14 protein-coding genes are annotated in these 22,109 nt (G+C 73.7%); 10 read left to right on the top strand and 4 right to left on the bottom strand.

Annotated elements, in window-relative coordinates:
- The 4 genes from ACIBH3_RS23020 (at position 1) to ACIBH3_RS23005 (ending at position 7,140) form a co-directional block, all read left to right on the top strand.
- Positions 1 to 1,008, top strand: a complete 1,008-nt coding sequence (locus ACIBH3_RS23020; RefSeq protein ID WP_396313919.1) for a carbohydrate ABC transporter permease — start codon at positions 1 to 3, stop codon at positions 1,006 to 1,008.
- Entirely contained in the window at positions 1,005 to 1,982 is a 978-nt protein-coding gene (locus ACIBH3_RS23015) for a carbohydrate ABC transporter permease (protein ID WP_396313918.1), read from the top strand. Before ACIBH3_RS23020 ends, ACIBH3_RS23015 begins: the two co-directional genes overlap by 4 nt.
- Positions 1,983 to 2,134: 152 nt before the next feature.
- The gene (locus ACIBH3_RS23010; RefSeq protein ID WP_396313917.1) at positions 2,135 to 5,242 is read left to right on the top strand and encodes an Ig-like domain-containing protein; all 3,108 of its coding nucleotides are present in this window, start codon (positions 2,135 to 2,137) and stop codon (positions 5,240 to 5,242) included.
- A gap of 332 nt (positions 5,243 to 5,574) precedes the next feature.
- Complete coding sequence (locus tag ACIBH3_RS23005; protein ID WP_396313916.1) at positions 5,575 to 7,140, top strand: DUF4153 domain-containing protein; 1,566 nt, start codon at positions 5,575 to 5,577, stop codon at positions 7,138 to 7,140.
- Between the two features lie 176 nt (positions 7,141 to 7,316).
- On the opposite strand, the gene ACIBH3_RS23000 is transcribed toward ACIBH3_RS23005, so the two are convergent.
- Positions 7,317 to 8,864 (bottom strand): MFS transporter, encoded by a 1,548-nt coding sequence (locus ACIBH3_RS23000; RefSeq protein WP_396313915.1) that lies wholly within the window; start codon positions 8,862 to 8,864, stop codon positions 7,317 to 7,319.
- A 244-nt stretch (positions 8,865 to 9,108) separates the two neighbouring features.
- Between ACIBH3_RS23000 and ACIBH3_RS22995 the strand changes: the two genes are divergently transcribed.
- The 3 genes from ACIBH3_RS22995 (at position 9,109) to ACIBH3_RS22985 (ending at position 11,370) form a co-directional block, all read left to right on the top strand.
- Complete coding sequence (locus ACIBH3_RS22995; RefSeq protein WP_396313914.1) at positions 9,109 to 9,702, top strand: TetR/AcrR family transcriptional regulator; 594 nt, start codon at positions 9,109 to 9,111, stop codon at positions 9,700 to 9,702.
- Positions 9,703 to 9,848: 146 nt separating this feature from the next.
- Complete coding sequence (locus tag ACIBH3_RS22990; protein WP_396313913.1) at positions 9,849 to 10,535, top strand: ribonuclease HII; 687 nt, start codon at positions 9,849 to 9,851, stop codon at positions 10,533 to 10,535.
- Positions 10,536 to 10,701: 166 nt separating this feature from the next.
- Positions 10,702 to 11,370: a hypothetical protein gene (locus ACIBH3_RS22985; protein WP_396313912.1), complete on the top strand. Its 669-nt coding sequence runs from the start codon at positions 10,702 to 10,704 to the stop codon at positions 11,368 to 11,370.
- 237 nt (positions 11,371 to 11,607) lie between these two features.
- Here the strand turns inward: ACIBH3_RS22985 and ACIBH3_RS22980 are convergent, their stop codons facing one another.
- Positions 11,608 to 12,255, bottom strand: coding sequence for a hypothetical protein (locus ACIBH3_RS22980; protein WP_396313911.1), 648 nt, complete (start codon positions 12,253 to 12,255; stop codon positions 11,608 to 11,610).
- 538 nt (positions 12,256 to 12,793) lie between these two features.
- The gene (locus ACIBH3_RS22975; protein ID WP_396313910.1) at positions 12,794 to 15,004 is read right to left on the bottom strand and encodes a RecQ family ATP-dependent DNA helicase; all 2,211 of its coding nucleotides are present in this window, start codon (positions 15,002 to 15,004) and stop codon (positions 12,794 to 12,796) included.
- Between the two features lie 239 nt (positions 15,005 to 15,243).
- Here ACIBH3_RS22975 and ACIBH3_RS22970 point away from each other — a divergent pair, with 239 nt between their 5' ends.
- Complete coding sequence (locus tag ACIBH3_RS22970) at positions 15,244 to 16,686, top strand: DUF4192 domain-containing protein (protein WP_396313909.1); 1,443 nt, start codon at positions 15,244 to 15,246, stop codon at positions 16,684 to 16,686.
- 196 nt (positions 16,687 to 16,882) lie between these two features.
- On the opposite strand, the gene ACIBH3_RS22965 is transcribed toward ACIBH3_RS22970, so the two are convergent.
- Positions 16,883 to 18,196, bottom strand: coding sequence for an alpha/beta fold hydrolase (locus ACIBH3_RS22965; protein WP_396313908.1), 1,314 nt, complete (start codon positions 18,194 to 18,196; stop codon positions 16,883 to 16,885).
- A 774-nt stretch (positions 18,197 to 18,970) separates the two neighbouring features.
- Between ACIBH3_RS22965 and ACIBH3_RS22960 the strand changes: the two genes are divergently transcribed.
- Entirely contained in the window at positions 18,971 to 21,073 is a 2,103-nt protein-coding gene (locus ACIBH3_RS22960) for a glycogen debranching N-terminal domain-containing protein (protein ID WP_396313975.1), read from the top strand.
- 201 nt (positions 21,074 to 21,274) lie between these two features.
- Positions 21,275 to 22,018 carry an NUDIX domain-containing protein gene (locus ACIBH3_RS22955; RefSeq protein WP_396313907.1) on the top strand — a complete coding sequence of 248 codons (744 nt, stop codon included), beginning with the start codon at positions 21,275 to 21,277 and terminating at the stop codon, positions 22,016 to 22,018.
- Positions 22,019 to 22,109 lie beyond the last annotated feature (91 nt).

Below are 22,109 nucleotides of genomic sequence, written 5' to 3'. Positions count from 1 at the left end.
ATGTCCGCCACCAGCGTGCTGCTCGCCGACGGCGCGTGGAGCGATGCGACCGTCAAGCTGGGCAACAGCCTCGGTGCGATCGCCGGCTTCCTCGGCATCCTGCTGCTGGTCTTCCTCGCCGCAGGCCGCGCCTCCGGCCGGATCACCCGCCCGTTGGCCGTGGCCGTCTTCCTCGGCCCGGCCGTCCTGCTGCTGATCGTCGGCCTGGTCGCACCACTCGTCCGCACCCTCTACCTGAGCTTCTACAGCGACGACAGCAGCCGCTTCGTCGGCGGCCGCAACTACGGCTGGGCGCTGACCAACGACTCCGTCCACCATGTCCTGCTCAACACCCTGATCTGGCTGGTCGTCGCGCCACTGACCGCGACCGCCCTCGGCCTGGTGCTCGCGCTGCTGGTCGACCGGATGCGCGGGCAGGCCGTCTACAAGTCGCTGATCTTCATGCCGATGGCGATCTCGCTGGTCGGCGCCAGCATCATCTTCAAATTCGTCTACGAGGCCCGCGACGCCTCCCAGCAGCAGATCGGCCTGCTCAGTCAGCTCGCCATCACCCTGGGCTGGGAGCACCCGCCGAACTGGATGCTCACCCAGCCGCTGAACACCTTCCTGCTGATGGCGGTGATGGTCTGGGTACAGACCGGCTTCGCCATGGTGGTGCTCTCCGCCGCGATCAAGGCCATCCCGGACGAGGTGACCGAGGCAGCCAGGCTGGACGGCGCGGGCGGGCTGAAGCTGTTCTGGTTCGTCACCGTGCCGATGATCCGCACCACGGTGGTGGTGGTGCTCACCACCGTCATGATCACCACACTGAAGGCCTTCGACATCGTCCGCACCATGACGGGCGGCAACTTCGGCACCCAGGTGCTCGCCAACGAGATGTACTCGCAGTCCTTCGTGCAGTTCAACACCGGGCGGGGCAGCGCCCTCGCGGTGATCCTCTTCCTCGCGGTGCTGCCGCTGGTGGCCTACAACATCGTCCAGCTGCGTAAGGAGCGTGCGGTCCGATGAGCAAGCCAGTGGACACCCCGCCCGCGCCCGCGCCCGCGCCCACGCCGGCGGACGCCCGGCCTCGGCCCGCCGGCGGGGGGCCCGTGCGCCGCGCCTTCAGCAGCCCGCTCGCCTCGGTGTTCGTGATCGTGGTGACGGTGCTCTGGACCGTACCCACCCTCGGCCTGCTCGCCACTTCGCTGCGCCCCAAGCAGGACGTCGCCGCCAATGGCTGGTGGAACGTGCTGGCGCACCCCGACCTCGGCCTGTCCAACTACCACACGGTGCTCTTCGAGGGCGGCTTCGGCGTCAGCGGCGGCCTGCTGCCGTACCTGGTCAACTCACTCGCCATCAGCGTCCCGGCGACCGTCTTCCCGCTGGTGCTGGCGGCGATGGCGGCGTACGCGCTGGCGTGGGTGCGCTTCCGGGGGAGCGACACGGTGTTCTTCGTGATCTTCGCGCTCCAGGTGGTGCCGTTGCAGATGGCGCTGATCCCGCTGCTCCAACTGTTCTCCGGCGGTGCCCACCTCGGGTCGCTGACGCTGATTCCGGCGCTGGACCTGAGCGGGACGTACGCGCCCGTCTGGCTGGCGCACACCATGTTCGCCCTGCCGCTGGCGACCTTCCTGCTGCACAACTTCATCTCCCAGCTGCCGCGCGACCTGATGGAGGCGGCGGTGGTCGACGGCGCCTCGCACTTCAAGATCTTCCGGTCGATCGTGCTGCCGCTCTGCACCCCGGCGCTGGCCTCGTTCGCCATCTTCGAGTTCCTCTGGGTCTGGAACGACCTGCTGGTGGCGCTGACCTTCGCCGGCGGTACGCCGGAGGTCGCGCCGATGACGGTGCGCCTGGCCCAGCTGTCCGGATCGTTCGGCGGGCGCTGGGAGCTGCTGACGGCGGGGGCGTTCCTGTCGATCGTCATCCCGCTGGTGGTGTTCTTCAGCCTCCAGCGCTTCTTCGTCCGCGGGCTGCTGGCCGGGTCCGTCAAGGGCTGACCCGGGTGGCGCGGGCGGGCAGGCGCGGGGGCCCGGGCGGGGGCTCGGCCAGGCGCGGTCAGGCGCGCGATTGTGTCGATTCCGAGGACACGATCACCCCGCAGCCGGTACACCGTTAGGGGCAGTTCGCCGAAGCAGCGGTGGGGGCGGTCATGGGGTTCAGAACAAGACTCGCGGGTCTGGTGGCGGCTCTGATGGCGGCGGCGGCCCTGGTGGCCACCCCGGCGCAGGCCGCCACCGCGACCCTGGGCAACACCTCGGTAGGGGCCTCCACCGACTCCGACGACTCCAACTACCTCAACGCCTCCCGCTACGTCACCGGCGCCGCCGGCGGCACCGTGAACAGCGTCAGCGTGTACCTCGGCGCGGTGGGCGCGGCCCCGAACAACCAGTACCAGGTGGCGATCTACCGTGACAGCGCCGGGAAGCCGGGCGCCCTGCTGGCCGCCGGTGCCGGCGCCACGCTGACCGCCAACAGCTGGAACACCGCACCGCTGACGGCCACCCTCAGCCCCAACACCCCCTACTGGCTCGCCTACAACAGCAACGGCGCCAGCGGGGCGGTCAACAACCTCAGGTACAGCCCCGGCGGCACCAGCGTCTACGGCAACGGCGGCTCCCCGTACGGCAGCTGGCCCGCGAACTTCGGCGCGGCGACCTCCAGTGGCCTCAGCTTCTCCATCTACGCCACGTACACCCCGGACGGCAGCACCGGCACCCCGCCGCCGGGCGGCGGACCGGGCGGCGAGGGGCCGATCCTGCTGGTCGGCGGCGCCGCCAACCCGTACACCCGGTACTACGCCGAGATTCTCAGGGCCGAGGGCCTCAACTACTACCGCACCACCGACCTGTCCGCGGTGACGAGTGCCGTGCTCGCCTCCTACGACGTGGTGCTGCTCGGCGAACTCCCACTGACCGCAGCCCAGGTGACCATGCTCACCACCTGGACCAACGGGGGCGGGCGGCTGATCGCGATGCGACCCGACAAGCAGCTCGCGCCGCTGCTCGGGCTGAGCCCCACCGGCGGCACCCGCTCGGACGCCTACCTCAGGATCGACACCTCCGCCGCCCCCGGCGCCGGCATCACCGGCGACACCATGGGCTACCACGGCCAGGCCGACCTCTACACCCTGGGCGACGCGGCGGCGGTCGCGAGCCTGTACGCCGACGCAGGCACCGCCACCGCCAACCCCGCCGTCACCCTGCGCACGGCGGGCAGCGGCCGGGCCGCCGCGTTCACCTACGACCTGGCCAAGTCCGTGGTGCAGACCCGCCAGGGCAACATCGCCTGGGCCGGACAGCAGCGCGACGCCACCGACGGCTACGAGGCGAGCGAGATGTTCCTCGGCACCGGCGGCCAGCCGGACTGGAACAACCTCGACAAGGCACTTATCCCGATCGCCGACGAGCAGCAGCGGCTGCTGGCCAACCTGATCACCCTGATGGACTCCGCGAGGAAGCCGCTGCCCCGCTTCTGGTACTTCCCCCGGGACGTCAAGGCGGTGGTGGTGATGAGCGGCGACGACCACGGCATCGGCGGTACGGCCGGGCGCTGGGACGGCTACATCGGGCAGAGCCCGCCCGGCTGCAACGTCGCCGCCTGGGAGTGCGTGCGGGCCACCTCCTACCTCTACACCGACGGCCCGCTGACACCGGCCCAGGCCCAGGCCTACTCCGACCAGGGCTTCGAGGTCGCCCTGCACGTCACCACCAACTGCCGCCCGTGGGGCAGCGCCGGCGCACTCCAGGGCATGTACGCCGACCAGCTCGGTGCCTGGAAGGCCAGGTACCCGACCCTGCCGACCCCCGCGAGCAGCCGCACCCACTGCGTGGAGTGGGACGACTGGGCGACCCAGGCGAAGACCAAACTGGCCAACGGCATCCGGCTGGACGAGGACTACTACTTCTACCCCTCCTCCTTCACCCGGGACCGGCCCGGCTACTTCAACGGCACCGCCCAGATCATGCGGTTCGCCGACACCGACGGCAGCCTGATCGACGAGTACCAGGCGACCACCCAGCTGACCGACGAGTCCGGCCAGTCCTACCCCGCCACCATCGACACGCTGCTCGGCGCCGCGTACGGCAGCCAGGGCTACTACGCCGCGCTGACCGCCAACATCCACACCGACTACGCGGCCTCCGACGCCTCCGACGCCATCGTGGCGGCCGCCAGGGCGAAGGGCGCGCCGGTGGTCTCCGGCCGGCAGATGCTGACCTGGCTGGACGCCCGCAACGGCTCGGCGTTCAGCAAGCTCGCCTGGAGCGGCAGCTCGCTGACCTTCGACATCACGGGCGGGGCGAGCGGTCTGCGGGCGATGCTGCCGCTCTCCTCCGCCGCCGGGACTCTGGCCGGCATCTCCACGGGCGGTCACCCCGTCGGCTACCGGGTCGAGACGATCAAGGGCGTGGCGTACGCGTTCTTCGACGGCGCGGTGGGCTCGTACACCGCGACGTACGGCCAGGACACCACCGCGCCGACGGTCACCGGGACCTCGCCCGCGACCGGCGCGACCGGCGTCCCCGCCGGCACACCCGTGCGGTTCAACTTCAGCGAGCCGCTGGACCGGGCCACCGTCACCGCCGCCACGGTCACCCTGCGCACCACCGGCGGCCAACCGGTCAACGGCACGGTCGGGTACGACGGCGCGAGCAGCAGCGCCGTGTTCACCCCGGCCGCGCCGCTCGCCCTGACCACCGGGTTCACCGCCACCGTGCAGGGGGTGCGGGACGCCGCGGGCAACGCGCTGGCGAGCCCGTACAGCCTCTCCTTCACCACCGGCGGGGCGCCGCCGCAGACGCTGGGGAACACCGCCGTCGGCACCCTGATCGACGACACCGACTCCCACCACCTGAACGGCAGCAGAGTCACCACCGGGCCCGCCGCCGCGCCGCTCACCTCGCTCAGCGTGCACGTGGGCCCGGTGAGCCCGGCGCCCGACAACCAGTACCAGCTGGCCGTCTACACCGACGTCGCGGGCTCACCGGGGGCGCTGGTGGCCTCCACCGGCAGCGGCGCCCTGACCGCCAACGCCTGGAACTCGCTGCCGGTGAACGTCACGCTGGCCGCCAACACCGCCTACTGGCTGGTCTACAACAGCAACGGCAGTGGCTCGCAGGTCAACAACATGAACTACGGCGCGGGCGCACAGGGCCAGGGCGCGTACAGCAGCGGCGGGGTGCCGTTCGGGACCTGGCCGGCGAGCTTCGGGCCGGCGGTCAAGGACCGGCTCGTGTACTCGCTCTACGGCTCGTACTGAGCCGCGCGGGGCGGCGCCGGGCGGCTCAGGCGACCGGCCGCCGCCCGCCCGTTCCCCGCGCTGCGCCGGTCCGTCCCTCGCGCGCCGTCGGCACTGTGTGCTCCGGCCCCTGACGCGGCGTTGACCAGGGGGTTTCCCCGGGAGTTGCCCCCGGCGTTGTGTCACAACTCGGTGACACAACCACTCCGAGCCGGATTTGAACCTGTTCAGAACGATCGTGATGCCCGTAGAGTCCTCGTCGTGCCGCGGCGCCTCTTCGCGCCTGCCGGCGGGCTGCCCCCAGGGCGGTTTCCGTATGCCCACCCGACCTCTGAGGGGGACTCATGTCCGGAATGTCCACACCCGCAGCCCCGCCGCCACCGGCGTCTGCGGCGCCCGACCCGTTCCGGGCGCCCATCGTGGAGAAGCGCAGCCTGCTCACCGGCACGGCACCCGACCGGCGCGCCGCAGCCACCCCCCGGGTGCTGCTCGCGGCCCTGGCCGCCGGGGTGGCCACCGCCTGGACGATGGGCGACGGACTCGGCGCCAACCTGCTGATCTGCGCTCTCGTCGGGGCGGTCGCGGCCTCCCTCGCCGCCTGGTCGGCGGGCCGCCGGCTGCGGCCCTGGACGGTGGTGTGGAGCGTGCTCGCCCTGGTCCTGCTGGTGGTCCCGGTGATCTACGAGGCCGGCTGGCCGACGCTGCTGTCGGTGGCCGCGGCCGTGGCGCTGACCTCGCTCGCGCTGCACGGCGGGCGCCGCTGGACCAGCATGCTGCTGCCGCTGCCCGCCGTCCTCTGGCAGCTCGGTCCGTCGGTGGTGTGGGCCCGGGAGGGCCTGAAGGGCGGCAACTACCCGGCGACGGGCAAGGTCCTGCCGGTCATCAAGGCCGTCGCCGTGGCGGTGCTCCTGCTGGCGGTCTTCGGCTCCCTGTTCGCCAGCGCGGACGCGGCGGTCGCCGACATCATGGAGAGCCTGACCCCCTCCTTCGACGGCGGCGACCTGCCCCGGCGCGCCCTGCTGCTGGCACTGGGCACCGTCACGGCACTGGGCTTCGCGCACATGGCGGCGGGCCCCCGGCGCTTCGACCGCGCGGTCACCAAGCCCGGCCCGGAGCGCGGCCGCCTGGAGTGGGCCCTCCCGCTGGCGGCGCTGAACCTGATGTTCGCCGGCTTCGCGGTGGTGCAGCTCGTGGTGCTGGTCGGCGGCCCCGAAGCGATCATGAAGAACACCGGGATGAGCCGCTCCGAGTACGCCCGGCAGGGCTTCTGGCAGCTCACCGTGGTGACGGTGCTGACCCTGATCGTGGTGGCCGTGGCCAAGCGCTGGGCGCCCCGGACGACCCCCGCCGACCGGCGGCTGGCCAAGACGCTGCTCGGCTCGCTCTGCGTGCTGAGCCTGGTGGTGGTCGGCTCGGCGCTGCGCCGGATGCAGTTCTACGTGGACGCCTCGGGCCTGACCCAGCTGCGTCTGTGGGTGCTGGTGGTGGAGATCTGGCTCGGTGTGGTCTTCCTGCTGCTCATCGCGGCCGGCGCGCTGGGCCGGGCGTCCTGGCTGCCGCGCGTGGTGATGCTGAGCGGCGCGCTGACCGCCGCGGTGTACGGGCTGATGGGGCCGGACGCGATGATCGCCGAACAGAACGTGGCCCGCTTCGAGCAGACCGGCCAGATCGACCTGCGCAACGTCCGCGACCTCTCGACCGACGCGGTACCGGCACTCGACCGGCTGCCCGAGGACCAGCGCACCTGCGCGGTGGAGCTGATCTGGTACAGCGTCGGCGGGGAGCCGGCGCCGTGGTACGGGAGGAGCATCTCGCAGGACCGGGCCTGGGAGATCCTCAAGTCGCGTCCGCCGGGGCAGCGACCGGGTGAGGCCTGTCGGCGCGCTGGGCTGCACGACTACTACTCGGGTGGGTACTGACCTGGGCTCGGGCGGGTACTGCCCGAAGCGAAACGGTGCCGGCCGGCTGCCTTGGATGGCTGCCAGCCGGCACCGTGCGTGTTCCGTGCGTGTTCCGCGTGTGCTGCCGGGGTCGTTCCGGGCGTGCTGGTCGTCCCCGTGCGTACTGCGTTCCGTGCGCGCTGGTGGGGCGGCCGTCAGAGGACGGCGCCCGCGGCACCATCGGTCGGCAGGTCACTCGCCTTCGCCTTGATCGCGAAGACGGCCACCAGCAGGGCGACCCCGGCCATCGCGGCGCCGGCGATGAAGCCGTGCGAGATGCCGTACGCCAGCACCTCGTTGGCCCAGTTCGACCCGACGGGAAGCTCGTGCTTGCTGAGGAACTCGGCCTTCTGCTCGGGCGTGGCGCCGGCCATGAAGGCAGGGACCTGCCGGGTGGCCTCCTCGCGGGCGGCGGTGGCGAAGACCGTGGTCAGGATCGACAGACCGAGCGAACCACCGATCTGCTGCATCGAGTTGAGCAGGCCGGAGGCCGCGCCGGTGTCCTCTCCCGCGACACCCGCGACGGCCAGCAGCATCACCGGTACGAAGATCAGACCCATGCCGAAGCCGAACACGACCGTGGGGCCGAGCACCCCGTCGAGATAGCCGCTGTCCGCGCTCATCTGGGTGAGCCAGCTGAGGCCGGCGGTCACCAGCACGGCGCCCGAGACCATGAACGGCTTGGGGCCGTACTTCACCTGGAGGGTGGAGGCGATCTGCGCGGCCACGATGATCGAGGCGCTGATCGGCAGGAAGGCGAAGCCCGCGCGCAGCGGGCTGTAGCCCAACGGCCCCTGTACGAACAGGGTGATGTAGAAGAAGATGCCGAACATGGCCGCGGCCAGGCAGAGCATCATCACCAGGCCGCCGGTGCGGTTGCGGTTGGCGAACAGGTGCAGCGGGGTGATCGGCTGGGCGGTGCGCCGCTCGATCACCAGGAACGCGGCGACCAGCAGCACGCCGACGGCGAAGGACCCCAGCGTCAGCGGGTCCGACCAGCCGTCCGACGCCGCGCGGATGAACCCGTACACCAGGCTGACCAGGCCGACGGTCGAGGTCAGCGCCCCGGGGATGTCGAACCTGCCGGCCCGGCGCTCGGACTCGGCGATGTAGCGCGGCGCGGCGAACGCGATCAGCGCGGCGATCGGGACGTTGACGAAGAACACCCAGCGCCAGTCCAGGTACTCGGTCAGCAGACCGCCGGCCAGCAGGCCGATCGCGGCGCCTGATCCGGCCACCGCCGAGAAGACCCCGAAGGCCTTGTTGCGCTCGGGCCCCTCCTCGAAGTTGGTGGCGATGAGCGCGAAGGCGGTGGGCGAACAGATCGCGCCGCCGATGCCCTGCAGGGCGCGCGCGGCCAGCAGCATCTCGCCGTTCTGGGCCAGGCCGCCGAGCAGAGAGGCGAAGCCGAAGAGCAGCGTGCCGGCGATGAACACCCTGCGCCGCCCGAGGATGTCCCCGGCCCGGCCGCCCAACAGCAGCAGGCCGCCGAAGGTGAGCGTGTAGGCGTTGATCACCCAGGACAGGTCCGTGGTGGAGAAGGCGAACTGGTCCCGGATCTGCGGGAGTGCGATGTTCACGATCGTCGCGTCGAGGACCACCATGAGCTGGGTGGCCGCGATCACCGTCAGGGTGATGGCCTTGTTCCTGGCCTGGCCGTCGGGTGGTGAGGTGTGCTTGCTGAGAGTGTCTGAGATAGCCAAGATGTGCCCCCTGCTGGCTATTGCTTTGTATGCTGCCGGCCGGCCCCCGGGCGGTGTGCCGCGCTGCGGCCGCAGGCTATGAAGGAACGCAACCGTTCACTAAAGTGGACGATAGCGGCTGCGTGATTGTGAACGCAAGCGTTCTCTAGGGTTGGTGGCGATGGATCAGATGATTCGGCGGACAGGCGCGGCGGATGGCCACGCGGCCCGGGCGCAGCAAGCGAGTTGCTCGCTGAGGTCCGGTGTGGCCGAGGTGTTCGCCAGGCCGGCGCGCCGACGAGGCAAGGAGCTGGAGCGCGCGATCTTCGACGCCACTCTCGACCAGCTCACCTCCGGCGGGTACGCGCGACTGACGATGGAAGGCGTCGCCGGTGCGGCGCGCACCGGGAAGGCCGCGCTGTACCGGCGTTGGACATCGAAGGTCGAACTGGTCCTGGACGCCCTGGACTCAACTCTCCCACCCTTTACCGACATCCCCGACCTCGGGTCCGCCCGCAGCGAGTTCGTGCAGCTCATCGACCGTTTCATCGAGGCGCTCAACTCCCGTGCGGGGGGCGCGATGCATGCCCTGATGTCCGAACTGGAGCAGGAGCGGGCCGGAGTCTTCCGGGAGTTCGTCATCGAGCGGGTGGTCGACCCGGCCAAGTGCGCCACCTCGGGCATCCTGCGGCGGGGCGAGGCGCGCGGTGACGTCCGCCCGGGCGTGGCCGGGTCCATGGTCGTCGACGTCGCGCCGGCGATGCTGATGTACCAGTGGAAGATGTGCGGCGGGACGCTGGGCCCGGGGTTCACTGCGGAGCTGGTGGACGAGGTGCTGCTGCCGCTGGTGCGAAGCTAGCGGGTGCGGGTGCGGGTGCGGGTGCGGGTGCGGTGCGGTGGCTGACTGGTCCCGCTTCGCCCCTTTTGCTCCTGTCCGGCCGTCCGCCGTGGGGCTTGTGCCGTGGGGCTTAGGCTGGAGGCAGCCCTAGCTGAACGGACAGACCGATGCCCTACGTCCCCCCGACCCACTCCGTCGAGCGCTCCCTGCGTCGCGCCGGGGCGAAGCTGGTCGCCGGTCTCGACGAGGTCGGGCGTGGAGCCTGGGCCGGTCCGGTCACCGTCGGCGCGGCGATCACCGGGCTGCGCAGGGCGCCCGAGGGGCTCACCGACTCCAAGCTGCTCACCGAGCGCCGCCGCACCGCACTCGCGCCGATTCTCGTGGACTGGGTCACCGCGTACGCCCTCGGCCACGCCTCGGCGCAGGAGTGCGACGAGCTGGGCATGACGGCGGCGCTGCGGCTGGCCGCCGTCCGGGCGCTGGAGGCCCTGCCGGTGCGGCCCGACGCGGTGATCCTCGACGGCAAGCACGACTACCTGGGCGGCCCCTGGCAGGTGCGCACGGTGATCAAGGGCGACCAGTCCTGCGTGTGTGTCTCGGCGGCCTCGGTGCTGGCCAAGGTCCACCGCGACGGCATGATGGCCGAACTCGGCCTGGATCACCCCGAGTACGGCTTCGCCGAGAACGCCGGCTACCCGTCCCCGGTGCACCGCGCGGCGCTGGAGGAGCACGGTCCGACCGAGCAGCACCGGCTGTCCTGGGCCTACCTCGACGGACTGCCGAAGTGGCGCCACCTCAAGCGCGAACGACTGCCCCTCGCCGGGGCGGACGAGCAACTGACCCTCGGGTTCTGACGGATCGTCCGCTCACTGCGGGCCGGGGCGGGCAGGTGGCCTGATGTCCACGGGGTGGCGCCCGGGGGTGGGTCGTGGGTCTGTGGAGTGTGGAGCGTGTGGCGTGCGGTGCTCAAAGGGTGGGGTGCCCGTGCGCAGCCGAACGCCATTTGATAGATATCCGGGTATGCCTGTCTTCCCCGAGGAGCCGGAGATTCACGAGAGCATCCCGGGCCCCGGCGTTCCCTTCCCCCGCGAGTCGGACGCACAAGCCCTCCGTACGCCTGCCGCCGGCAGCGCGTCCCCCGTTGTCACCCCGAAAGCCGTCCCGGCCGTCCCGGGGCCCCGCCCCGCGCCGCCGCGCCCTGCGCCGCCGCAGGCCCGGCGGCCGGTGCCGTCGCCCCGGCCTGCCCCGGCGCCCAAGCCGGGCCCGGGCCCACGCCGCCAGGCGCCGGCCGTTCGGTACGTCGCGGCCGGTGTCCGCGACGCGCTGGAGCGCGCCGACGAGGCCGTGGACCTGCTGCTGGAGTCCGGCCGCCCGCCGGGCGAGGTGCTGGTCCTGACCGTCGGCGCGCCGCACCCGTGGCAGCAGCACGAGCTCTCCTTCGGAGAGGAGCGCTACTGGGCGCAGCTCGCCGAGGGCGGCGACGTGTTCTACGCCGACGCGGCGGCCGCACTGGCCCGGTCGGCGCGGCGTGAGGTCGTGGTGCTCGTCGTCAACGACGGCGCCGGGACGCGGGCGGCGGACGCGTACCGCGGAGCCCTCGGCCGCGCGGGCGAGCTGCTGGTGGTCTGTGGCGAGGCCGATCTCGTCGGTGCGCCGGGCGGGCCGGGCAGCCGCGCCGTCCTGGCCTGATCGCGCCGTCCGGACGCCGGCGTCCGGACGGCCGTGCTGGCCCGTGCGGCGGCGCCCCGGGGCGCCACGGCGCGGTCCGGCGCCGTCCGGGTCTCCGCCACCGGTTGCCGTCTGTGGCCTCCCGCCCCAGGCGCCTCACGCCCGCTCGTCATACCCGCTCGTCGTGCGTGCTCGTGCGCCCGCTCGTCCGTGCTTCGCAGCGCCGGCATCCCGGGGGATCCGGCGCTGTGGGCACGGTCAGCGTGCGGCGGTCCGTCTGGCGGGCTCGATGGCCGCCATCCGGGCCGGTCCCCAGGGGCGTTCGGGCGGCTGCGTCTCGCGGGTGGTCCGGGTGGGCAGCTCGGTGACGGTGTGGAGCGGTCCGTCCGCCCAGGATCCCGCGTGGGGGTCGCGCCCGCTGCGGCCGTCGCCCAGGGTCTGCCAGCCGGTCGGGGTGAGCGCGATGTACGAGCCGCAGCGCAGCCCGTGCAGGGCGGCCGCGTCGCGCAGGGCCCACATCCACGCGCCGTCCTGTTCGGTCCAGCCTGCGGCGCCCTCCCGGCAGCGCAGCAGGACGGCGGTGCGGCTCGGCCGGGCCAGCCGTAGGTCGTGCGGGGTGATCAGGCGCAGTTGGGCCAGCAGTGCGTTGCGGTGCTGCCATCCGTCGAGGTGGTGCGGCCGGGGCGCGAAGGATGCCGAGGCCGTGACGGACTGCTGGGCGTCCAGTACGGCGACGATCACCGTGCCGGGCTGGGGCAGATGACGCTGGTGCAGCTCCGTGACGAACTCGCGTGGTTCGGCCAGCAGTGGTACGCCGGAGGCTGCCCAGGTCTCCACGTCGAGGACGCGTCTGCGATTGGCGCTCCGGGCGAGGGGATGCTGATCTTGGTCGTTACCGTTGATCACGATCCTCCTTTCCCGAGCCACCGGGCGCGCCGGCGTGTGAGTACGCCGAAGGCGGGTCCGTCGGACCGGGCTCGGGGTACCGCCCAATTCTCGCGTTAAACGGGTCGGAGCGGCAATGATGAAATGATGAACGTCGCCCGGAAGTCGACGTTCTGCCGCATATATGCCACTATCGCTCAGCCGTCAATCCGCCGTGACCTGATCAGACGTACAAATGTGCGAAGAGGGTTGGCTCCCCACGCGAAGCAGCCGCCACACCAGCAACATCTCCCGGCCTGGCGCGCACTGCCCGCGCTGCGCCGCGCTTCCTGCGCAAGGCCCGTGCACCCATCGATCCCGGTGGATCCCCGTCCGTTCCGCCCCCTCTCCGTCCAGTCCCTCTCCCTGCGGCGCCTTCCGCCCGCCTCCTCCCCGCCGGTCTCCTCCGCTCCTGCGCCCGTTCGCTCCTCCTCCGGCTCTCCCGCGCCCGGGCTCCCCTCGCTCGTGGAGCAACCGCCTCACCCGGCTGATGCCGCGCCCGCCCGCAGCGGAGCCGGTGTCAGCCCTGGACGGCCAGCACCAGCGGCAGCACCGCGGCGGCGCCCGCCCTGCGCAGCAGCCGGGCCGCCACCGTGACCGTCCAGCCCGAGTCGACCGAATCGTCGACCAGCAGCACGGGCCCAGCCGCGGCCGCCACCGCGGACTGCACCTCGGGCGGCAGCACCAGCGCCCCCGCGAGTGAGTGCAGCCGCTGCGCGCTGTTGCTGCGCGCGCCGTGCGGGGGCCGGCCGGCCGCGTACTCGACCCGCCCGAGCATCGGCAGCCGCCCGATCGTCGCGATCTGCGCCCCCAGGCTCTCCACCAGCTGCGGCCGGGTGCTCGAAGCCATCGTGATGACGCCGACCGGCCGCTCCGATCGGCTGCCCTCGGATGTCTCCGGGCCGGCCCAGCCGCCGGGGCCGCGCGCCCAGTCGGCCAGCACGGCGACCAGCGCGTTCATGACGTCGGACGGCACCGGTGCGTCGGGCGCCTGCTCGGCCAGCATCGCCCGCAGCCGGTTGCCCCAGCCGATGTCGGAGAGCCGGCCGAGCGCCCGCCCGGTCTCGGCCTGCTCGCCGGCCGGAATGCGGCCCTTGAGCGGGACACCGAGCGCGTCCATGCCGGTCGGCCAGAGCCGCCGCGGCTCGAACGTCACGCCCGGCCGGCCCAGGGCCGCGCGGGCCGCGTCCAGCGCCTCGGCCGAGACGTCGGCGGTGTGCCGGGGGCCCGCGCAGTTGTCGCAGCGGCCGCAGGGGGCGGCCTGCTCGTCGTCCAGCTGTCGGCGCAGGAACTCCATCCGGCAGCCGCCGGTGGAGGCGTACTCACGCATCGCCCGCTGCTCGGCCTCGCGCGAGGCGGCGACCTTGGCGTACCGCGCGGTGTCGTACGCCCAGCTCTCGCCGGTGGACGTCCAGCCGCCCTTGACCCGCCGGACGGCACCGTCCACGTCCAGCACCTTCAGCATCGTCTCCAGCCGGGCCCGGCGCAGATCGACCCGTGGCTCCAGCGCGGCGGTGGACAGCGGCCTGCCCGCCTCGGCCAGCGCGTCGATCGTCCGGCGGACCTGCGCCTCGGGCGGGAAGGCGAGCGAGGCGAAGTAGCGCCAGATCGCCTCGTCCTCACGGCCGGGCAGCAGGAGCACCTCGGCCCGGTCGACCCCGCGCCCGGCGCGGCCGACCTGCTGGTAGTAGGCGATCGGGGAGCTCGGCGAGCCCAGGTGCACCACGAACCCGAGGTCCGGCTTGTCGAAGCCCATGCCGAGCGCGGATGTGGCGACCAGTGCCTTGACGCGGTTGGCCAGCAGGTCTGCCTCGGCGGTGCGGCGCTCGGCGTCCTCGGTCCGGCCCGAGTACGAGGCCACCGTGAAGCCCCGTTCGCGCAGGAACGCGGTGACCTCGTCGGCGGCGGCCACCGTGAGCGTGTAGACGATCCCCGACCCGGGCAGCCGGTCGAGGTGGTCGGCCAGCCAGGCGAGCCGGTGGGCGGGGTCGGGCAGCGAGAGCACACCCAGGCTGAGGCTCTCGCGGTCGAGCGCTCCGCGCAGCACCAGCGCGCGCTCGTCGCCGCTGCCCGTGCCCAGCTGCTCGGCGACATCGGCGGTGACCCGGGCGTTGGCGGTCGCGGTGGTCGCCAGCACCGGGACGCCCGGCGAGAGGTCGGCGAGCATGGTGCGCAGCCGCCGGTAGTCGGGGCGGAAGTCGTGGCCCCAGTCGGAGATGCAGTGTGCCTCGTCGACGACCAGGAGGCCGGTGGAGGCGGCGAGCTTGGGGAGCACCTGGTCGCGGAAGTCGGGGTTGTTCAGCCGCTCCGGGCTGACCAGCAGGATGTCGACGGCGCCGGCCGCCACCTCGGCCTGGATCGCGTCCCACTCGTCGGTGTTCGCCGAGTTGATGGTGCGGGCGTGGATGCCCGCCCGGGCGGCCGACTCCACCTGGTTGCGCATCAGGGCGAGCAGTGGGGAGACGATCACGGTGGGGCCCGCACCCCGGCCCCGCAGCAGTGCGGTGGCGATGAAGTAGACGGCGGACTTGCCCCAGCCGGTCCGCTGCACGACCAGCGCCCTGCGGTGGTCGACGACCAGTGCCTCGATCGCCAGCCACTGGTCCTCGCGCAGCGTCGCGCCGGCTCCGGCGAGCTCGCGCAGCACGGCCTCGGCCCGCGCCCGGACGTCGGCGCGGTGGGCGGCGGTGGTGCCGGAGTCGGTCGCGTGGTGGGTCTCAGGCTGATCCATGCGTCCATGTAACCCCGAGGGACCGACAAACGACGAACGAGCGCCTGCGGTGCGGGCTCCCGGAGGGCGGCGTGCATGGCCAGAGATAGTCCGAAGAGAATCTGAATTACCGTCAGAACTGCTCCATGTGAGTGACTTTGCTGTCACTCGGGAGAGTGAACGATATTCACAGGCCGGGTTTATCCACAGGCTGGAGATAATTTCTGCCGGCGAATTCCGCGTCCGGCATTCTTCCGTCCATGAACGACGAGCGAGACATTTCGCAGCCCGGCGGTCCGATCCCCGGCCACCCGCCGGTCAGAATGCGTGGCCCCGGCGACATGGCGGAGGCGCTGCCCTACCTGATGGGCTTCTTCCCGGACGACAGCATCGTCGCGGTCGGCCTGCAGGGCACCGACCTGCACCAGGGCGGGGTGATCCGGATCGACATCCCGGAGAACCCGGCCACCTGGCGGCGCGTGGCCACCGAGACGGCCCGCCTGCTCCTGCGGCTCTCCGAGCAGCGCGACCGCCGCCCGGCACAGGTGCTGCTGTACCTGTGCCGCGATCCGCGGGAGGGGGGCGGCCCGCAGGTGCTCGACGGGCTCAGACCGCTGGCCGACGCCTTGCGCGCCGCCTTCGAGGGTAGGGGCGTGAAGGTCAAGGAGTCGCTCTGCATCTCCGACGGCCGCTGGCGGTCCTTCCTCTGCCGGGGCGCGGACTGCTGCGCCCCGACGGGCAACCCGATCCGCTCCGTGGCCGGTCCCGGGCCGGTCGCGGTGGCCGCGACCGTTGCGGGGCTGGCGCCACGCGGCAGCCGCCGGGCGATCATCGCCGGGCTGGCCCCGATCGGGCCGCCCGGGGCGGACTCCCAGCGTCGGGCCATCGCCCGGGCGGCGGCCCGGCACCGCCCGGGCGGGGGCGGCCCGGCACTGACGCCCGAACGGGCGGCGGGCCTGCTGGAGCGGGCCATGGCGGAGTTCGCCGCCGGCGCGCGCGAGCTCGACGAGCAGCGGGCGGCGCTGCTCCTCCTCGCACTCCAGGACAAGCGCACCCGCGATCGCGCCGCCGAGTACGCGGAGCCCGCCGAACTCGGCCCGGCCCAGCGGCTGTGGCGGTTCCTGGCCCGACGCTGTGTACCGCCCTTCGAGAGCTGCGCGCCCGCGCCGCTCACCCTGCTGGCCTGGGTCTCCTGGCTCGCCGGGGACAGCGCGACGGCCCGGGTGGTGCTGGCCCGCGCGCTGGATCTGGACCCGCACTACCTGCTGGCCCAGCTGCTGTACGAATCGCTCAACGGCGGGCTGGCGCCCGACCTGCTGCTGGCGAGCGTGCGGGCCGAGCGGGCCGGGCGGGCCGCCAGAACGTCTCCCGGTCCATCCCACCGGTCCGAGCGGCCGCCGTCCGCCTCGTCCGCCACGTCCACGCCCGCCGAGCCACCCGCGCCCGCCGACCCCGTCGGGAACCCACCCGGCGACGCGCCGGCGCGTAGCCGGCCGCCGGGCAACGACGAGGCCGACTGCGGGGCCGCCGGCGTTGCGGCGCCCGATCCGCAGGGGCCGCCCGAGCCGGGCCAGCCCGCAGCCCGTTCCGAGGATGACCGCAGGCCGCCACCCCGGCGCCGCACCAGACTGCGCCGGCGGGTGCGCCGGGCCGGCGGTGCCAGGGCGGCGGCCCTGACCCCCGAGCAGACGATCGGATCGTGACATGCGCGCCACCACACTGCCCGCCGAACCCGGCGCCGCCCGGCGATGCGCCGGAGCGCGTCGCCTGCCCCCGGAGTGGAGCAGGAGCCACAGTCGTCGTCCGACCACCCGCCCGAGCGCACGGCGGCGAGCCGCGCCCGCTCCCGGGCCGGCCTTCACACCCGGCACAGGGCGGCCGCGCCGCCCCGGCGAGGCGCTACACCTCGCCGCGCGCCATCGCGATCAGCCGGTCGAGCACCTTTCCGCCGCTCACCCGCAGCCCGTCGTGCTCCCACTCGTTGGTGATCCACGTGCGAAGCCCGCGCACCGCACGCGCCGTCTCCAGCGAGTCGGCGGTGTCCACGTACATGTCGTCGTGGTACACGGCCGCCATCACCGGCACCTCGTTGGCCGCCAGGCGCTGCGGGTCGTAAAGGTCGGGCCAGTCGGTCCGCTCGGCCAGCAGCTGGGCCACCTCTCGGAGCGGGCGCAGCGCGGGGTCGGTCTCGAACATCCAGGGGTAGATCATCTCCCCGGTGAACAGCACCGGAGCCCCCGACTCGAGCGCGGCCTCGGCGTCGAACTCCGCGAACTCCTTGCGTACCCGCTCGGCCGCCCACGCCGTGCCCGCCGGGTCCACCGACCGCTGCCCGTAGATCGACTCGTGCAGCACCGCGTACAGCGGGCCCTCGACGAACGACAGCGCGGCGTGGACGCCGGCCAGGAACGTGTCCGAGAGCTCCGGCCCGGCCGCGCCCTCGATCCAGGCCTCCTCCAGCAGGTAGTGCAGGCTGTCCGACCCGTTGCCGCGCCCGAGCATCATGCCCAGGGACTGGAAGGCCTGGACGGTGAGCAGCCCGCCGTCCGGGAGTACGGCGGGGGAGTCGCCCAGGTACGCCGCGATCCGTCGCACCGCCGCCACGTCCTGCGGGTAGCGGGCGTAGTGCGCCTCGTTCTTGCGCACGACCCGGGGGTACGCCGAGCGGTAGACGTCCTCGGCCGAGCTGCGCAGCCCTGCCAGACCTCCGGTCACGAAGGCCTCGCGCAGCCCTTCCGGCGCCAGCGAGAGGTAGGTCAGCGTGCAGAAGCCGCCGAAGCTCTGCCCGAGCAGGCTCCACCGCCGGTCCTCGCCCAGCAGCCGGCGGCGGATCAGCTCGGCGTCGCGCACGATCGAGTCGGCCCGGAAGTGCGCCAGGTAGTCGGCCTGCTCCCGCGGCCCGCCGTGGCGGGCGAGCGTCTGCCGGTTGGCGGGCGTGGACCGTCCGGTGCCGCGCTGGTCGAGCAGCAGCACCCGGTAGCCGTCCAGGGCGCGCACCAGCCAGCCGTCCCGGCCGAGCGGGCGGCCGGCCTTGCCACCGGGGCCGCCCTGCAGGAAGAGCAGCCAGGGCAGGTCATCGGCCTCCCGGCCGCAGGCCACCACCTCGCGCGCGTACACCTCGATCTGCTCGCCCTCCGGGGCGGCGTGGTCGAGCGGCACGTGGAAGACGTGATCGGTCGTGACAATCCCGGGCAGCCGGCTGGCGGTGGACATACAACTCCTCGGTATCTGCTGGTCACAGCTGTCGCGCCGCCGCTCACGGGGTTGCCGGTGCCGACGCCGGGACTCCCGCACCGTATCCTGGCGGCGGTCGGGCACCGCCTCGCCGGGTGCCGGACACCGGCCCTGACGCGACGGCGCACACGGCCCCCGAGCGGTGGGTGCCGGCCGGCCGGCGGGGCAGGCTGTCGGCGTCGGATTTCGCCGGGCGGGTACCGAGTCGGGTGTCACGGCGTGACCTGTCGCGGGTCCCGGGCGTTCATCCTGCGGGATGCCGTGCCGGGGCGGTGGGCCGTGCCGTCGTCCGTGCGCGGGTGTTCGGGCGGCGTGGCCACCCGGCACCCCGGGGCGATCACGGCCGGGCCGTGCGGCCGGCGCCGGCCGGTGCCGGTCCCGGTGCACATCGACCGAGCCCGCACCGGAGGCCCCGCGAGCTCTCGGCCACGGCCTGCCGGCCGGTCCGAGCGCACAGCGGGCCTCGCGGGCCCACCGGCTCACGGGTCGGGGGTTTCAGGAGTCCACGGGCCCACCGGTCCAAGGCTCCGCAGAGGCGTGGACCTACGAGCCGGCCGGCCCATCGGCCCGGCCGGGGCCCACCGGCCTGGCCGGCCCTGTGCGCAGGACCGAACCCGCCTGGCGGGAGGTCAGCAAAGGACCGACGGGGACTCCTGCCGGCCCAGCACCACCAGAACGCGATCGAGCACGCGCGCGGCCGACCGGCCTGACCGGCCACCGGACCGCCGAGGGGAGGAGAGTCCGGTGACCGCCATGAGGCCACCACAGGCCGCGCCGGCCGAGAGTGTGGTCGGCGCACCGAGACCAGCCGCACGGCCCGACCAGGCCCACCCGGGCCAGCAGCGCCCGATGGCGCCGCCGCGGCCGCAGCCCGCCGCCGCCCACCACACCATCCTCTGCGTCAACGCGCCGGCGATGGCGGCCTCCGGCCCGGACGGACAGCTGCGCGGCCACGGCCTGCACGGCTTCTATCGCTCCGGCATCCGGGTCGTGGCACGGATGGAGCTGAGGCTGGGCGGGATCGAGCCGCTGCCGCTCCAGGGCACCCTCACCTCGGCCGCCGAAGCGCGGTTCCTCGGCGCCGTCCGCCTCCCCGGCGACCCGGACCCGGACCCGGCGCTCACCGTGGAGCGGCTTCGGCACGCCGACGGCGTGGAGACCGTGACCGTGCGCAACACCGGCGCCCGCCCGGCCCGCCTCCCGCTGGAGCTGGCCCTCGGCACCGACCTCGGCCCGGTCGCCGAGATCGCCGCCGGCCAGCGCTCACCGGACCTGCCCTGCCAGGTGCAGTCCGCCGGACTGCGCTGGGCGAACCCCGCCCACAGCGCGACCGTCACCGCAAAGCCTTCGCCGCACGCCGTCCTCGCCGGAGCCGGCGTACTGCGCTGGGACTTGGAGATCCAGCCCGGCGCCCGCTGGTCCGTCGAGCTGCGTACCGAGCTGGAGAGCGCGCTGCCCGGCCCCCGCCCCCCGGGCGGCCGGGGTGCCGGAGTCCCGCTGCCCTGGTCCGAGCCGAACGTGCGGTGCGACGACCACCGGGCCGAGCTGCTCGTTCCGCGCTCGCTGGACGCCCTGGCCGGGCTGCTGCTCGCCGACCCCGACCGCCCCACCGACCTCTACGCCGCCTCCGGCGCCCCCTGGCGCTTCGGCCTCGCCCCGGCCGACGCACTCTGGGCGGCCAGACTGACGCTGCCCCTGGGCACCCGGCTCGCGGCGGGGACGCTCCGGGCCCTGGCGCGCCGTCAGCAGATCGCCACCGGCCCCGGTCAGCACACGGAGGGCCTGCTCCCGGGCGCCATGCGGCACGCCGGCCCCGATCTTCCGCCCTCCTGCACCGCCACCGAGGCCACCCTGCTCTTCGTCACCGTGCTGGCCGAGGCCTGGCGCTGGGGGCTGCCCCGGCAGGAGGTCGCGGAGCTGCTCCCGGCCGCCGAGCGGGCACTCGCGGCGCTGCGCGGCGGCCTGGTCGAGGGCTTCGTCACCGACCTGAGCCGCCCGGCGGAGGAGCGTGCGGCGCACCCGCCGGCGGCCCGCAGCGATGTCCAGGCCCAGGCCCATCGGGCCGCGCTGCACGGCGCGGAGCTGCTGGCGGCCTTCGGCCGGCCGGGAGCGGAGGAGTGGTGCGGCTGGGCGGCCGCACTGCGGGCGCGCTTTCGTGATCAGTTCTGGATCGACGACCTGTCAGGCGGGCGGCCGGCGGCGGCGCTTGCCCCGGGCGGCCGCCCGATGCCCGCGGTGACGGCCTCGCTGGTCCACCTGCTCGACCTCGGCCTGGCGGCCGAGGGAGAGCTGCACGAGGGCCTGCTCGACCGCGAGCAGGCCCGGGTCCTGGCCCAGCGGCTGGCGGCTCCGGAGCTGGACTGCGGCTGGGGCCTGCGCACGCTCAGCGCCAAGTCCGCCCGGTTCAACCCGCTCGGCCACCGCAGCGGAGCCGTCCGCGTCCACGAGAGCGCCCTCGCGGTGGCGGGCCTGGCCGACGCCGGCTTCGAACGCGAGGCGGGCGCCCTGCTGGAGGGGCTGCTCGGCGCGGCCGCGCACTTCGACGGGCGACTGCCCGAGATGTACGCGGGGGAGCAGCGGGTGGCCGGCTGCCCACCCGTGCCCCATCCGGCGGCCAGCCATCCGGCGGCCGTTTCGGCGGCGGGCGCCGCGCACGCGGTGTTCGCGCTGGCCGGGGTGCGGCCGGACGTCCCGGCCGGGCGGGTGCTGGTCCGTCCGGCGAGTACGGCTCCGCTCGGTGAGCTGGAGCTCACCGGCCTGCGGGTGGCGGGCGAGCCGTTCTCGGTCCGGGTGAGCCGGATCGGCGTCGCGGTGGTGGAGGAGGCGTCCGGCGCGTTGCAGCTCGGCGCCCGCTGAGCCCGGGGGCGCGGCCCGGTCCGCCGCGCCCACCACCTGCTGGGCCCTACCCGCCACCCGCCCACCACCCGTCACCGGCCGCGTGGCACACCCCGGCACGGCGTCTGGAAGGCGGCCGGCGCAGGCAGCTCCCTAGACCTCCGAGGCCGGGCGCGTCGTCGGCCTGTGCTTATCGTCAGAGAGACGACTATGATCGGCGTCATGTCGCGTTATGACCCGTCAGCCTTCCCCCCGTTCGCTGTCACGGTCGACCTGGTGGTGCTGACGGTGCGGGACCACGCGCTGTGTGCACTGCTGGTGCGACGTGGCGAACCGCCCTTCCAGGGGTACTGGGCGCTGCCCGGTGGCTTCGTCCGCCCGGACGAGGGCCTCGCCGAGGCCGCCTCCCGCGAGCTCGCCGAGGAGACCGGCCTGCGCGCGCACTCGGCCCCCGGCCACGGCTCGGCGGCTGCCCACCTTGAGCAGCTCGCGACCTACGGCCACCCGCAGCGGGACCCGCGGATGCGCGTCGTCAGCGTCGCCTACCTGGTGCTCGCGCCGGACCTGCCCACGCCCCGCCCCGGCGGGGACGCCAGCAGCGCTCGCTGGGCGCCGGCGGCGGAGCTGCTCGGCCAGAACCCGGCGGACGGCGTGCCGCTCGCGTTCGACCACGGCCTGATCCTCGCCGACGGCGTCGAGCGTGCCCGCTCCAAGATCGAGTACTCCTCGCTCGCCACCGCGTTCTGCCCGCCCGAGTTCACCGTCGGCGAGCTGCGCCGGGTGTACGAGGCGGTCTGGGGGGTGGCGCTCGACCCGCGGAACTTCCACCGTAAGGTCACCGGCACGCCGGGCTTCCTGCTGCCTTCCGGCGGTACCACCACTCGTCAGGGTGGCCGCCCGGCGCAGCTCTTCACGGCCGGTGGCGCCACCGTGCTCAACCCGCCGATGCTCCGCCCGGACTCCTGACCACCGTGGGCCCGGAGTCCTGACGCCGGGCCCACGGACTGTAGCCCGGTCAGCTCGCAGGCCCCGGCCCGAGCCCGGGCCACGGCCCGAC

It is taken from the genome of Kitasatospora sp. NPDC050543 (assembly GCF_044457565.1).
Lineage (GTDB): Bacteria > Actinomycetota > Actinomycetes > Streptomycetales > Streptomycetaceae > Kitasatospora.
This window is presented reverse-complemented; position numbering and strand designations above follow the sequence as displayed.